Source organism: Idiomarina sp. X4 (assembly GCF_002808045.1).
GTDB lineage: Bacteria > Pseudomonadota > Gammaproteobacteria > Enterobacterales > Alteromonadaceae > Idiomarina.
Map to the genome: position 1 here is coordinate 2,131,814 of NZ_CP025000.1, position 13,366 is coordinate 2,145,179.

Consider the following 13,366-nt stretch of genomic DNA (forward strand, 5'->3'; position numbering starts at 1 on the left):
GCTTAGGAGCTGATTTTATTGGTCAATCGAATTGATTTTCCATGGGCCAAACGCAATAAAGTACAGCAAAACAATATTGGCAAAGGGAATTAAAATTAATAGTCCAAGAGGGCCGGGGTAGCCAATGCGTTGGCATATTCTCCAGGCTGGAATGACAAAAATAATCCCCATAATGAGCATCCACAGAAAGCCCATATTAGTAAATATATTGTGATCCATCATAAAGCCGCCTCGTTTGACAGGGTTAATAATGACGTTAGACTAAGTTCGCTCATGTTGCAAAGAAGTAAACGGTTTGTGCCGAACGGAATTTTGTTGTTAGTTTTCTCTCTCACGATAATGACCACTTAGGAAAACTGATTCTTAGAAACAACTGCCTGCTCTTTCAGGTAACGCAAGTAACGTGCGCTATTTGAGAGGACTTTTAGCTATTTCATATTACTGAGGCCGGATATGGCGCAAAAGAAACGTTCAAGTCGTTGGAGAGTTTGGCACCGGTGGCTGTCATTAGTTTTTGGTGTACAGATGGTCATTTGGGCAGTCAGCGGTGCTTACATGGTGTTCTTTGACTTGGATTATATCCATGGTGATCATCTGGTTCAGGATATCAGTCAACCTTTGCCTGAACATACCGATATTGCGAGCCTCGATGAGTTGTTCGCCACCTACCCTGAGACGCACTCGGTTTCCCTAGAAACCCGCTGGCTCGACAACACACTACAGACGGTTTACAAGTTGGAAACAAGCAAAGGTTCTTTGTTGGTAAATGCTGAATCGTTACAGCCTATTGAGCTGAATGAACAGCACATTAAGGCGCTTGCGAATCGTTATTACGCTCAGGAGCAAACAAATATTGAGTCGGTTGTTTATATGACCGATAACCCGCCTACGGAAATTAGTGCAAAACTGCTGCCGGTGTGGCAAATCAATTATGACGACTTTGGTAATACCAGCCTTTATCTGTCAGAAACAACAGGTGACTTGTTGGTTAAGCGACACACTTTCTGGCGTGGCTTCGATATCGTCTGGATGCTGCACATTATGGACTATGAAGAGCGTGTAGATATAGAAACCTGGTGGTTAAAAAGCTTTATTATTGGCACGTTCATTCTGATGGTAACGGGTATTGTTTTACTGGTTTATACCATTAGCTTTAAACGAAAGCCGGCCGGAGGTTCCCAATAATGCGATTTATGCAGTGGCTGCATCGTTGGGTCAGTCTTATTCTGGTCGTTCAGGTAGTGTTGTGGTTAATCAGCGGTTTCTTCTTTGCGCTAACTGGGCATCAAGGCATGTCTGGACATCAATATATGGTTCCCAAAAAAACGCTTACTGAACTGAGAAAAGTGGCGCCAAAATTCGGCTTTGAAGAAATAAAGCAACGGTTTCCGAATGCGCATGCGGTTGAGTTGGTCAGTGTCGCAGGAGTTGGTCAATACCAGGTGACATTACCGGATGATGTTATTTACATTGATGCAAATACCGGAAGCCACTGGAATACCGATGAAACACTTGCAACGCAACTAGCTCTTCGCAGTTATAGTGGACCAGGGAGGGTTGAATCCGTTGAGCGGGTGACCGGCAGCGAGGAAGTCATTGGGTGGAATGCCCCGGGTTTTCGTGTCGACATGGCGGATGACCTCAACACGCGAATTTACGTTGATATAGCGTCTGCTCAGGTTGTTGAGCATCGAAATACGCCATGGACTATTGCTGACTGGGCATTTCGTTTGCATTTTATGGACTACAGTGGTGGTCGTAGCTTCAATCACTTATTGATTTGGAGTGCAGGTTTGTTGGCGCTTTGGTTTTCGTTGTCAGGGCTGATATTGCTCGGGCGTAACCTTATTAATGGCGACTTCAATCCCAGGCGCAAGAAGACGTGGCTTGAGCAATTTCAACAGCAAGGGCACCCGGTTGCCAGCAGTTGTGGCGGCGGTGGTACATGTGGGCTTTGTAAAGTAACGTTGAAAGGCGATAATCTTCCTAAGCCAACCGACTCTGAGAATGCGTTACTGAACCGTGACGAACTGAATGCCGGCGTGAGACTGTCCTGCCAACATAAAGTTTCTACGGCATACAATGTTGAGTTGGTTGACAAAGCGGTTAGTGACACTCGCTTAACATTAGTCAGTAAACGGCAACTGACACCATCGATTGTTGAGCTGACGTTTACCAGTTCCGGGAATCTTACTTACCAAGCTGGACAGTTTATGCAGTTTCGTATTCCACACATAGATGAGGTGTTGATAAGACACTATTCAATGGCGACGTGCCCAGACTTAAACAAGCTTGTCTTTAACGTACGGCAAATGCCATCTCCTCAAGAGGGCGTTCCCCCCGGAGTTGGTTCTAATTATTTATGCCATTTAGAAGTGGGAGCCAATGTTGATGCGACTGGGCCCTTCGGTGACTTCCAGTTGACTGAACAGAATAATAATACTCAAGTGTTTATTGGCGGTGGTGCCGGCATTGCTCCCTTACGTTCGCTTATTCAGGCGGAGCAGGCGAAACAGCAGCCGCGGCACTGTGTCTTTTTCTACGGAGCCCGAAATGAGGATGAATTGTGCTACCGGGATGAGTTTGAGGCTTATGATGGTGCTGCTTATACACCAGTGCTTTCGGAGACAACTAAAGCCGATGGGTGGTCAGGTAACACAGGCTTTGTACACGAAGCTGCTTTGGCTTGGCTTGCCAATGAGGACCTTAATGCAGTAGATGTTTATGTCTGCGGCCCACCGCCAATGCTTAAGGCTACGCTCAAAGCGCTTACCGATATCGGCATTAATCGCAGTCGTATCCGTTTCGATGATTTTGGCATTTAACTTGTTAATGGGGGAGTGCGCGTTAAAGCCAATGACCAACATCGTCTAACGGTTGTAGCGTATAACGTATGGGTTCTTTAAAGTGAAGCTGTGAAATAGCCTCTTTAATATGAGAAATATCATCGTTGGAACAAATGACTTCTGCCATCACCATACGTCGCGCGCCACGAACCTGCTCGTCGATATCAAAGCGTTCGTGGTTGCGGCTAAAGCCGTCAATATCGTAGAAACTAAAACCGCTTATAACATCGAGTTGGATTAGGCAGTCGACTAAGTCTGCTTTTTGTTCGCGGCTTAAATAGAGTTTTAATAACTTATTAGGCATCGCCTGACTTCCTGTTTACTAGTAAGTACAAAATGGGTAGTAATAATAACGTGGCCAGAGTTGCTGTAATCAGCCCACCAATGACCACCACCGCCAGAGGCTTTTGTACTTCCGAACCGGGGCCGCTGGACATTAACAGTGGGATTAAACCAAAAATAGCGGTGATAGCCGTGATTAATACCGGGCGAAGGCGGTCTTTTGCCCCTTCAATTACTAAGCTAGTGAAGTCACTATAGTGGACGCGGGTCTGCTCAAAATGGCTAATCATCACTATGCCGTTAAGAATGGCGACACCCATCAATGCGATAAAGCCAACAGAAGCCGGTACCGACATGTATTCGCCACTAAGCCACAGCGAAATCGCACCGCCACTTAAGGCAAATGGAATGTTGGTTAGCACAATCGTAGTTAAACCCATTGAACCCATCGAGCTAAACAATAAAATCACGATCAATAACAAGGCTACAGGAATCACCATCAGTAAATTGGCACTGGCGCGAGCCTGGTTTTCGAACTCACCGCCGTATTCAATAAAGTAGCCCGGTTCAAGATTCACGTTAGTGCTGACTCGCTGTTGCAGCTCGTTTACAAAACCGACAACATCGCGATTTTCAACATTGCTAGTAATTAATGCATAGCGATTAGAGTTTTCGCGTTCGATAATGGCGGGTCCCTGCTCGAAAGTGATGTCAGCAAGTTGCTGAAGAGCAACAGTTTCGCCGTTGTCCATTACAATAGGCAGAGACTCGATGTTGTTGACAGAGTGGTAGTTACCCACTGACTTTTGCGAGCCCATAACAATGGGGGTGCGAATACGTCCGTCTACGGCTTCACTGATAGGATAACCGCTTAGTTGTGACAGAATAAACTCACTAAAGTTTTGTTTTGAGATACCGTAGTAGCGCAGTTGTTGCATCTTCGGCACTATGCTTAAAAAGCGAGCGCCAGTTATTACACTCGCCTGTACGTCAACCGCACCTTGCACTTGTTCAGCTTGCTCAATGACTTTATCGGTAATATTAGCCAGAGTATTCATGTCATCGCCAAACACTTTAATTGAAACATCACCGCTACTACCGGTAAGCATTTCCGAAATACGCATTTGAATAGGCTGCGTGAAGTTAACATTCATGCCCGGATAGGCTGATACGATCTCACGAATGGCATCAATAAGCTCTTGCTTGCTATCAAAACGCCAACTGTCTTTGGGATTAAGTTCCATGAAGACGTCCGTTTCGTTAAGTCCCATGGGATCTAAACCGAGTTCATCAGACCCTGTACGGGCAACAATTTGTTTGATCTCGGGGATCTTAGCGAGTAGTTCATGCTCGACTTGAGTATCCAGAGCGACGGATTCTTGCAGCGAGATAGTCGGTGACTTTTCAAGTTGCACAATAATATCGCCCTCGTCCATGGTGGGCATAAAAGTCTTACCCACCATAAGAAAACTGACAATGCTTAAGCCGAATACAGCGGCAAAACCCATCATTGTGGCACGACGGTGCTTAATAACATGAGATAGAATATGCCGATAGCGGTTCTGCATCCGCTCAAGAGACTTATTGCGGCGGTTTTTAGGTCGCATTAATAACGAGCCCAGCGCCGGAATGAGTGTTAGTGAAGTTGCTAACGCTGCGGTTATAGCGATAACAATAGTCAACGCTACTGGTGAAAATAGCTTGCCCTCCAGCCCAGTCAGGGTGAGTAAGGGTAAAAACACCAAAATAATAATCACGGTACCGCTAACCACCGATGGTGCAACGGCCAGGCTGGCACGGTAAATCTTGTGTAACAGGGGCAACCTTTTTTTGGAATTTAATTCGGTTTCAATTTTTTCAGTGATAACGACTGATGAATCGACAATCATACCGATGGCAATAACCAGCCCGCCTAAACTCATTAAGTTTGCCGATAAACCCAGTAATCGAAGGCTAATAAAGGTAATAAGAGCTGCTACGGGAATCGATAATGAAACCAAAATTGAAGCACGCACATTGCGTAAAAAGAAAACCAGTACCGCAATAACTAATACGATAGATTGCATCAGCGCATCAGAAATTCCGGCAATAGCTGTGTCGATAAGACCTTTACGGTTATAGAACACGTTAATGTCCGTGTTTTCTGGCAAACTCGGTTGTATTTGTGTCAACTTTTGTTCTACAGCTTCTACCACGGCTGCGGCATTAGCGCCTTTTAAGCCGACGACCAGACCTTCGACGGCTTCCTCTCCATCTTTGGTAATAGCGCCAAAACGTGGGAGGTAACTGAGCGAAACTTCACCGAGTTGATCAAGACGATAAACTTGCTGCTGTTGATTCGCTACGTTAATAGCGGCGAGATCATCAAGCGCAACAATACGACCGGTTACCCGTGCACTGAACGTTTCGGTGCCTTGCGTGATGCGACCGAGATTACCGACTTGGTTGGCATCAGCCAAGGCGTCTTTTATTGCTTGTAGTGAAACTCCGGCATCGCTTAACTTCGACGCCGATGGTGTAAACTGGAAGGTTCTGACTTTCCCTCCCAAATTTGTCACGTCAGCTACGCCTTCAACTGTGCGTAACGCTGGTCGAATAACCCAATCCAACAGGTGACGCTTTTGCGCTAGATTCATCTCGGGGTTTTCTACCGTAAACATAAACATTTCGCTTAGCGGAGTGCTCATGGGGGCCATACCGCCTTGAATACCGGTCGGCAAGTCTTTACTGACTGCGGCTATCTTTTCTGCCACTTGCTGGCGAGCCCAGTAAATATCTGTGCCTTCTTCAAAGTCGAGAGTTATTGAGGTAATTCCGTATTTGGTCGTCGATCGCAAAATGGTCTGATTTGGTATGCCCAACAGTTCGGTCTCTAATGGATGGGTCACCTGATTTTCGACTCGTTCGGCAGCCATACCTGGCGCGCGTAAAATGACGTTCACCTGAGTTGGGGATATCTCAGGGAAAGCGTCTACGGGTAACTGCCGAGTTGACTGGATACCAGAAGCGATTATCAGCAAAAACGTAATAAAAACGAACAGACGGTTTTTTAGCGAAAAGCTCAGCATACGGCTAATCATTACTGCGCCTCCCGCTCTTCAGCGATAATCTTTAGCGCAGCGACAGAATGCGTTGCGATGTTATCCAATGGGATTGTGGATTGCACAAAGTAATATGAGCCGTGCAAACTGAGTAGCTCGACAGGTACGGCGTTAATTACCGTGTTTTCGATGTTAAAAACAACAGCTTGATCCTTTAGAGTAGCAATGGCGCTGGCAGGCACACGGTAGGCGTTGTCAATTGCCGCTAGGGGGGCGACTGTAAAACGTTGATCAATAGCCCAGTCAACTTGGCGCGGCGACTCACTCCAGACGCGAACAAAGCCATTACGGACGATTTGTTCGCGCTGCCTTACCGCTAGTTGCAGGTTGTTAATTTGTAAGTGAGTAATACGTTTTGCCTGCGCGATAGGAATCTCAGCAACAACAGCGAGTCGCTCTTGTGTTAGCAATGAGCCTAACTGCTGGCTATTATCGCTGGTACGCCAAACGCCTGGCTCTGTTGCGAGAAGTTTTGCTGATTGCTCACCAGTTTGTGTCACCCATTTTAGAATCACGTTAATATCGTGCAAGGTATCACTCAGGTTAATGTATTGCGTTAAAAACTGCTGCCACTTATCAGTAGCGATTGCGTTATTTTCGTATAAGCGCTTTTTGCTTTGATATTGTTTGGAGGCAACATTGTATTGCTCTTGCAGTATGTCAACACGATGGAAGAAGTGCTCGACCGAAGAGCCGCTTAATTGTGCGATCAGAGTGCCCGACTCCAGTGCTTGACCATCAACCACTGTATAGTCGACGGCAGCATTGTCGAAGGGGTTGGGTAACGTTAAGACGCTACCTGGTGTTGTTTGATAACGAGCGGTAACGGGGGCGAAAGCAACCATTTCTGCTTTTTCGGCGGTTTGCGGGCGCAGCTCATAGTTGCTGATTTGATCGGCAGCAATGGATTGTGCGGCCAAAGCATTCGTTGCTGTCGCAACTCCTAATAAAGCGAGACCTAATATATTAGCAATAAGAATATTGGCGCGACGAGAAGGGTTACGGCGTTTCATAAAGTGATCCCCTTTGCTTGGTTTAATAGTGCCTCGGCTTTTTTAACTTCGATTTGACTGAGTTGTGCAGCTTGTTGGTAAGACAACTGTTCAAGTAATCGATCAATGTACAAGCGGGTATCAATTTGACCTTGTTGGTACAGGTTGCTGAGCTGCTCAATGGCTCGATGACTTAGGTTTGCATTTTGACGATTACTTTGATGCTGTTGCTTTAGTTGAGCTAACCGACTTTCTGCGTCGACGGTGTCGAGCGCAATTCGTATTTGTGTCTGTCTCAGTGATTGGTTCAATTCGTTTTGTTGCTGTTGCAAGGCAACAAGCTCGCTGGCGTTTAGGGACTGAGAAAAGCTGAGCGGCAGGCTAAAACCCAGTCCCCATTGGTTTTCGCTTTGGGAGGGCGAATCAATGTATTTATACCCTGCGTTAATGCCCCAGCTTTTTTGGGCGGCGATGCTTTGGTGGGTTGCATTTAACGTCAATTGCCATTGCAGCTGTAGACGTTGCAGCTCAGGGTGTGTTGGTATGGCCGGTTGTGTCAGTTCAGGCTCATCAAGTGAGGCTGGTACTGCACTAAAGCCGGTGAACTGCTGCCACAGGCGTTGGAGCTGTTGTAAAGCAATCTGCTTTTCTGCAACTTTGCTCTGCGCAGCCTGCTGCTGTTGCATAACAATGATGCCTGCATACGCCGGGCGCTCTCCTGCCTCAACTAGAAACTGGGTTTGGCGTTGTAGCTGATTTAGTTGGTCAGCGACCTGTTCGGCATAAGCAAGTTCAGCTTGTCGTTGTTTGGTTTGCCAGAACAGTTCACGTATAACACCACTCGCTGTCAGATTAAGCTGAAGATTCTGGAGTTGATGGTATTGTTGAATCAACTGCTGAGAATGACTATCAAGCTGTCGTTGCTCTGAATTTAAAAACTCCAATTCTAAAACAAGCTCGGTCTCGTTAGCGCCAAAGCTGTCAGCGATAGTCTGCCAATGCATTAGACTCAACCGTGGTGTTGCGGAGAGCCATCGGCGCTGGCTAAAATCAGTTGTTATAACAAGCCCATCCGTTTTGAGTCGCTCAACCGTCGACTGCAGTAAAGTTTGTTGTGATGGATTATTGGCTTTGGTTGGGGGGCTAAGCAGCAACACAGCAACAGCCAATAGACTAAAAAACAACTTACCGGGAATGACGCGGAACAAAGACATTAAAGCCTCCATCGGTTAATATCATCGCTGACATTAGGGTTTTTAAGGCGTTAATGCATCGGGCGGATGTCCTAAGCGTAGTATTTTATGGGGAATTTATGACAATTGACCGACTATTAATGGTAATTTTTTTACTCATTGCGTTTGCTAATATTTCTGATGTGATAGCGGATTACCATATGCAAGTGGCAACCTGGCACTTGGCGATTGAGGGAATCACCGTGGTAATTTCAATTGCTGCGTTTATTGTGTTGTGGAAAAGAGTATTAGGGCGTAACCGAGAGCTTCAACAGGTAAAAGATGCGTTAACAAGACATCAGCAACGCGAAAGAGATAGCGCCGAAAACCAGGAGTCGATAGTGAAGGTAGACGGGGACGAAGACGGCTCTCCAGCCTCATATACTGCTGTAAAATCCTGGTTCAAACAATGGAAGTTATCGCCTAGTGAGCAAGAGGTCGCCGTTTTATTAATCAAGGGATTAAGCTTTAACGAAATAGCTGAAGTCAGAAATACCAAAGAAAAGACGGTTCGCCAGCAGGCGTCATCAGTTTATGCAAAATCAGGGTTGAGTGGCCGCAATAATCTATCAGCCTGGTTGATCGAAACCTTATTAGACTGAGTGTGTAAATGGATAAACCATATTAAGGCGCTGCCGATGCGTTTATATTTTTCTCAGCTTTTTTGTTTAAATCCAAGCTTTCATTATAAAGTGAGGTTTCGACATTAAAGTATCCCAACAGCGTATGCGAGAAATTATCGTGGCTGACCGCTATGTTATCGCTACTTCCTGCGACACCAATTGTGTGCGACGGCCAAATTATCCAAGGTATATGTCGCTGCTCCTTGGGCGCTAGCCAGTTCGGTAAACCATGCAAATAAATTCCGCTATCGCCGAGCGATTCGCCGTGATCAGAAACGTACATCATCGTACTATCCAGTTCATCATGCTGCCTTAGCAACGCTATGACCTCACTAATGAGCTGGTCGGTTACCAATAAACTATTGTCATAAGCATTAGTAATTTCAGCTCGAGTACAGTCTGTTAACTCTGGGCTTTCGCATTCAGGAAAAAAGCGCTTGAGTTGCTGGGGCGAGCGCTTGTAATAGGCCGGGCCGTGGCTCCCCATTTGATGAAGGACGATAATTGAGTCTTGACTGATGTTTGACAACCAAGATTTGAGTTCGTTAATCATGTCTGTGTCGTAACAGCTTATTTCTCCGCACCGGCTTTTATTCATTACAAGGGTATTGATGCGATTGCAGACGTCTTTGCATCCGGAGTTGTTTTCTATCCAGGTTACATCAATACCTGCTGTTTGCAGGACATCTAATACATTGCTCGAATTTCTCGCGATATTCGAATAGTTATCAGACGTTAAAAAACTGAACATACAGGGAACTGAAACGGCCGTTGCAGTTCCACATGATGTGGCGTCTTTGTAGCTTTGAAGTTGCCCTGAATTGAGCAAACGAATGAGAGTGGGTGTTGTGGTTCGGTCATAACCATTGACTGAAAAATGATCGGAACGCGCCGTTTCTCCCAATATAACAACCATGACATTTGGCTTGTTTGAGGTTTTAGTTTGTACTGCGTCATGCCCCAGAGAAATAAATTCTGCTGGCTTTTCTAGCTTTCTTGATACCGCTGAAACTGTTGCAGAAACCACATTGAAGGGGACGATACGATATTTGATATCCCGGTGATTACGAAATAAAGAAGCAAAGTCGTCATAACTGGTGTATGCAATGCCCACCACTAAAGAGAGTAAACAGACTGCTGAGATGAGACTTTGTTTGATTTTTACTAACGCGTTACAGCTAGGCATTTTGACGTAAAGCAATAATAATGAAGGGGCAACCCCAAGCATGAGTAGAGTGATGAAAAATCTGCTGGAGAGTTGTTCGCTTGCTTCTGCCGGATCAGTTTCAAAGGCGTTTATGACCATGTCGGGATCAATGACAATGCCGTATTGCAACATATAGAATGAAGCAGTAGCCGCTAACATCATTAAAACTATGGCTAGCAGCTTGAAGATGTTGAACAGCTGGCTTAAGGCTAATACTAAGGCATAAAAGCAGAGTATAAATGCCATTAATTTATACTGTACGAAGGGAGTGATACCATAAGCTTCTAACGTATTTAGCAATGGCGTTGAGTAAGCAAAGGTAAGCCAGGCCGAAACAATCGTTAGTATCACTATAAAATTAAGACTGAATCGTTTCATGTTGTTCACCTGCACGAAAAATTAATAAGGCTACGGTCCAGCAAATGAAAGCTGTCGCAATGTCGTCAACAAAAAAGTGGGCGCCGCGCAGCTGCTGAACAAATCCCAGGGTAGTCCCCGCAATAAGAGAAAGGGCGACCGTAGTTTTGGCAAGGGTAGGCCGATGCCGACGCCAGAAAAAATAAAGTGCAATCCAGGCAAAGCCGATGCTTGAATGCCCGGAGGGGAAGCACCGCCCCGAGCTAACATGGCTGTCATTAAGAGACCACAAACTAAAATAAGGTTTCGTTCCGCCGTATTGTCGTAAATCCCAGGGACAGTCCATTCCCAGCGTGGCTTTTAGATAATTAACCAAGCCAAATGAAAGTAAAACGGATAACAACAGAAGAACATAAGACCGTTTTTGAGAACCTCTTTTTCCAGGTATGAATTGCAGTAAGGTTATAATCAACAGTGATGCAACAGCGATGAGATTTAACGTGCGGACACCGTCATGAAGCACTGCTTCAGTAATAAAATGGTGTTTCAGCGACCACTGAAAGCCTTCAAGTTGATAGAGCTTATTAGCAATAAAAAACTTGAGACTGAGTAAATCGCCAGCCGCTAATGCAACGAGCACTACTAAGAACGTCAGTAACCAGCGCTGCCAGAGTGTGGTCATTTTAGGAAATCCAACATATTGATTTTTCTGGTTTCATGGGGGGCCCGAACCAATAAAAAGCGTATCTTAAGCAACGAATATTAAGCGCAGCTTAAAATTTTCTTTATAATCAACATGACTATTACAAATAAATGAAATCGCTAAATTACGGAAACGGATAAGACATCCCGCATGAAAAAACTCTATTTAACCTATGTTGGCGGCACTGCTCCCGGCGCGAATATTGAGCTACATGATGTTCGTTTTGTTGTGGGGGAAACTATTGAGCATACCTACCCAGAAATTCGAGCAGGCTGGTTCGGTACGCAAAAAGGCTTGCATCTGGATAGCTATGTTCAGTTGCACCATGTCGATGGTTATCGTATTGAACTTGCAAAAGAGCCACAATTGGATTGCGCTAAAAAGCTTTATTTCGTGAATTTTGGTGGCTACTTTGACGGTAAGTTGGCGGAGTTTCATGATTTTACGGTTGTTGTGGCCGAATCTGTTCAAGCGGCTAAACAGCAAGCTAAAGTTCAGGTGCTTAACAGAGGATTAGCTGGTGCGGAGCAATTGCATAAAGATGATTTGATAGCCGTCGATGACTGTCTGTGTTTGGATCTTATCGATAGTCACTACATTCACTTGTACCACGACGGCAAAAAACAGCCTTTGGTTCCTGACTGGAAAGGTTATCAGCCGCTTCCGTGATGAGTGCATTAAATGACATGGGTATTACTGTCCGAGCTTTTTATGACGATGGTTTTTCCATACATGATAAACCATTGAAATAGTGAAAGCCGTGGCAAAGTGCAAAATGCCAGCGTGTCCCCAGGTAAACTCCCCAGTTTGAAAGTAAGTAATGATCATGGCCGCAACTGAGTAACCACCAACCAAAACCAATGTAAAATATAGTGTAGAGAGTACCGGGTTATTGTCTGAAAGCATAAGGTCTATCGCTTAGGTTGTTTTTTAATCTTCATAAGGTAAGTTATTAAAACTACTAGTCAAATTTTTCGATGCAACCATAAGGAAGTGACAATGATAAGAACAATAAAACTAATAGCGATAACGACTCTAGCAGGTGCTTTCGCCTTTACTCAACCAGCGCAGGCTCAAGAAAGTGTCTCGTTGATAAAGTCCGACTCCTGTTTTACAGGCCCTTTTTCAAATTATGAAAGTTGGATGAAATTAATTTCCGGCGGAAGTAGCAAAAAAGCAGAAGATTTTGAAGAGCGTCTCAAGAGAAATAAATCATTCTACAAAAAAGAAGACTTTGAACGCTATCAGAAGACTATTGATTGTAAGGGCATAGTGTACAAAGTAGACGATGCTATCGTTAATGGATTTTATGTTGCCCCGGCTGACAAGTCCGATTTACCCGTTGTTATTTATAATCGTGGTGGGAACGGAGCCTATGGGATGTGGATGTTCGGCCGAGTTTACATGCGGCTATTTGACTTAGCAAAAGAGCATAATGTCGCTATTTTTGCGACTAACTATCGTGGTATTTTTCCTAAGTTGCCCGGTAAAGATGAGTTTGGTGGAGAAGACGTGAAAGATGTGCTTGCGCTACCACAGTTGTTTGATGAGTTCCCGGCTGTAAACCCTGAGAAGGTTGGGCTTTATGGCGCAAGCCGAGGCGGCATGCAGTCAATGCTGGCTCTAAAACAAGGGCTAAAAGCAGACTCGGTTGTTCTTTATGCCGGGAACTTAGACCTGCAGCAAGGTCTAAAGCGCCGGCCTGAGATGGAACAAGTATATAAGGCCAGAATTCCTAATTATGAAGAAAACAAAGAGACAGAACTCAAAAAGCGTTCTGCTGTTTATTGGGTGGATGAAATTGATAAGAGTATCCCAATACTGCTTATTCATGGCGATGCTGATAAGAAAGTTCACGTAGAGCAAAGTATTGCTCTAGATAAGGCTTTGGAAAAAGAAGGCTTTAAACATAAGTTGTCTATTTATGAGGGGTTGGGGCATCAGTCGGCACCTAAACGAAAAGAGATAACGGCTGAAATGATGTTGTGGTTCAAGCAGCACTGGAATTAATACGCTATAAAGC

General features: G+C 45.0%; 13 protein-coding genes. 5 read left to right on the forward strand and 8 right to left on the reverse strand.

Features of this window, described 5'->3' with window-relative positions:
- Positions 1-15: 15 nt before the first annotated feature.
- Positions 16-222, reverse strand: a complete 207-nt coding sequence (locus CWC33_RS10285; protein ID WP_100691842.1) for a hypothetical protein — start codon at positions 220-222, stop codon at positions 16-18.
- A gap of 231 nt (positions 223-453) precedes the next feature.
- On the opposite strand from CWC33_RS10285, the gene CWC33_RS10290 reads away from it, so the two are divergent.
- Complete coding sequence (locus CWC33_RS10290; RefSeq protein ID WP_100691843.1) at positions 454-1,185, forward strand: PepSY domain-containing protein; 732 nt, start codon at positions 454-456, stop codon at positions 1,183-1,185.
- A complete protein-coding gene (locus CWC33_RS10295; protein WP_232709789.1) occupies positions 1,185-2,825 on the forward strand; it encodes an FAD-binding oxidoreductase in 1,641 nt (546 codons plus the stop codon). Before CWC33_RS10290 ends, CWC33_RS10295 begins: the two co-directional genes overlap by 1 nt.
- A 22-nt stretch (positions 2,826-2,847) precedes the next feature.
- Here CWC33_RS10295 and CWC33_RS10300 read toward each other — a convergent pair whose 3' ends face one another.
- From CWC33_RS10300 to CWC33_RS10315, 4 genes are read right to left on the reverse strand one after another with little or no spacing between them, the layout of a single operon-like run.
- A complete protein-coding gene (locus CWC33_RS10300) occupies positions 2,848-3,150 on the reverse strand; it encodes a DUF3240 family protein (RefSeq protein ID WP_100691845.1) in 303 nt (100 codons plus the stop codon).
- A complete protein-coding gene (locus CWC33_RS10305; protein ID WP_100691846.1) occupies positions 3,143-6,208 on the reverse strand; it encodes an efflux RND transporter permease subunit in 3,066 nt (1,021 codons plus the stop codon). The genes CWC33_RS10300 and CWC33_RS10305 overlap by 8 nt, the downstream gene beginning before the upstream one ends.
- Positions 6,208-7,242, reverse strand: coding sequence for a membrane fusion-like protein (locus tag CWC33_RS10310; RefSeq protein ID WP_100691847.1), 1,035 nt, complete (start codon positions 7,240-7,242; stop codon positions 6,208-6,210). The genes CWC33_RS10305 and CWC33_RS10310 overlap by 1 nt, the downstream gene beginning before the upstream one ends.
- On the reverse strand, positions 7,239-8,435 hold the full coding sequence (locus CWC33_RS10315) for a TolC family protein (RefSeq protein ID WP_100691848.1): 1,197 nt from the start codon (positions 8,433-8,435) through the stop codon (positions 7,239-7,241). Before CWC33_RS10315 ends, CWC33_RS10310 begins: the two co-directional genes overlap by 4 nt.
- 98 nt (positions 8,436-8,533) lie before the next feature.
- On the opposite strand from CWC33_RS10315, the gene CWC33_RS10320 reads away from it, so the two are divergent.
- Positions 8,534-9,055, forward strand: coding sequence for a helix-turn-helix transcriptional regulator (locus tag CWC33_RS10320; protein ID WP_100691849.1), 522 nt, complete (start codon positions 8,534-8,536; stop codon positions 9,053-9,055).
- Positions 9,056-9,077: 22 nt separating this feature from the next.
- Here the strand turns inward: CWC33_RS10320 and CWC33_RS10325 are convergent, their stop codons facing one another.
- Positions 9,078-10,661 (reverse strand): phosphoethanolamine transferase, encoded by a 1,584-nt coding sequence (locus CWC33_RS10325; RefSeq protein WP_100691850.1) that lies wholly within the window; start codon positions 10,659-10,661, stop codon positions 9,078-9,080.
- Positions 10,642-11,280 carry a phosphatase PAP2 family protein gene (locus tag CWC33_RS10330; RefSeq protein ID WP_232709790.1) on the reverse strand — a complete coding sequence of 213 codons (639 nt, stop codon included), beginning with the start codon at positions 11,278-11,280 and terminating at the stop codon, positions 10,642-10,644. Before CWC33_RS10330 ends, CWC33_RS10325 begins: the two co-directional genes overlap by 20 nt.
- 213 nt (positions 11,281-11,493) lie before the next feature.
- Here CWC33_RS10330 and CWC33_RS10335 point away from each other — a divergent pair, with 213 nt between their 5' ends.
- On the forward strand, positions 11,494-12,012 hold the full coding sequence (locus CWC33_RS10335) for a DUF1543 domain-containing protein (RefSeq protein ID WP_100691852.1): 519 nt from the start codon (positions 11,494-11,496) through the stop codon (positions 12,010-12,012).
- A gap of 24 nt (positions 12,013-12,036) precedes the next feature.
- Here the strand turns inward: CWC33_RS10335 and CWC33_RS10340 are convergent, their stop codons facing one another.
- Positions 12,037-12,249: a hypothetical protein gene (locus CWC33_RS10340; RefSeq protein ID WP_100691853.1), complete on the reverse strand. Its 213-nt coding sequence runs from the start codon at positions 12,247-12,249 to the stop codon at positions 12,037-12,039.
- 237 nt (positions 12,250-12,486) lie between these two features.
- Between CWC33_RS10340 and CWC33_RS10345 the strand changes: the two genes are divergently transcribed.
- Positions 12,487-13,353 carry an alpha/beta hydrolase family protein gene (locus CWC33_RS10345; RefSeq protein ID WP_157803489.1) on the forward strand — a complete coding sequence of 289 codons (867 nt, stop codon included), beginning with the start codon at positions 12,487-12,489 and terminating at the stop codon, positions 13,351-13,353.
- Positions 13,354-13,366: the final 13 nt, after the last annotated feature.

What these genes read in the sequence shown, in the direction of transcription:
- CWC33_RS10285 (WP_100691842.1), bottom strand. Translation starts at nt 222, where the DNA reads ATGATGGATCACAATATATTTACTAATATGGGCTTTCTGTGGATGCTC.
- CWC33_RS10305 (WP_100691846.1), bottom strand. Translation starts at nt 6,208, where the DNA reads ATGATTAGCCGTATGCTGAGCTTTTCGCTAAAAAACCGTCTGTTCGTT.
- CWC33_RS10310 (WP_100691847.1), bottom strand. Translation starts at nt 7,242, where the DNA reads ATGAAACGCCGTAACCCTTCTCGTCGCGCCAATATTCTTATTGCTAAT.
- CWC33_RS10345 (WP_157803489.1), top strand. Translation starts at nt 12,487, where the DNA reads ATGAAATTAATTTCCGGCGGAAGTAGCAAAAAAGCAGAAGATTTTGAA.
- CWC33_RS10300 (WP_100691845.1), bottom strand. Translation starts at nt 3,150, where the DNA reads ATGCCTAATAAGTTATTAAAACTCTATTTAAGCCGCGAACAAAAAGCA.
- CWC33_RS10315 (WP_100691848.1), bottom strand. Translation starts at nt 8,435, where the DNA reads ATGTCTTTGTTCCGCGTCATTCCCGGTAAGTTGTTTTTTAGTCTATTG.
- CWC33_RS10290 (WP_100691843.1), top strand. Translation starts at nt 454, where the DNA reads ATGGCGCAAAAGAAACGTTCAAGTCGTTGGAGAGTTTGGCACCGGTGG.
- CWC33_RS10335 (WP_100691852.1), top strand. Translation starts at nt 11,494, where the DNA reads ATGAAAAAACTCTATTTAACCTATGTTGGCGGCACTGCTCCCGGCGCG.
- CWC33_RS10340 (WP_100691853.1), bottom strand. Translation starts at nt 12,249, where the DNA reads ATGCTTTCAGACAATAACCCGGTACTCTCTACACTATATTTTACATTG.
- CWC33_RS10295 (WP_232709789.1), top strand. Translation starts at nt 1,185, where the DNA reads ATGCGATTTATGCAGTGGCTGCATCGTTGGGTCAGTCTTATTCTGGTC.
- CWC33_RS10325 (WP_100691850.1), bottom strand. Translation starts at nt 10,661, where the DNA reads ATGAAACGATTCAGTCTTAATTTTATAGTGATACTAACGATTGTTTCG.
- CWC33_RS10320 (WP_100691849.1), top strand. Translation starts at nt 8,534, where the DNA reads ATGACAATTGACCGACTATTAATGGTAATTTTTTTACTCATTGCGTTT.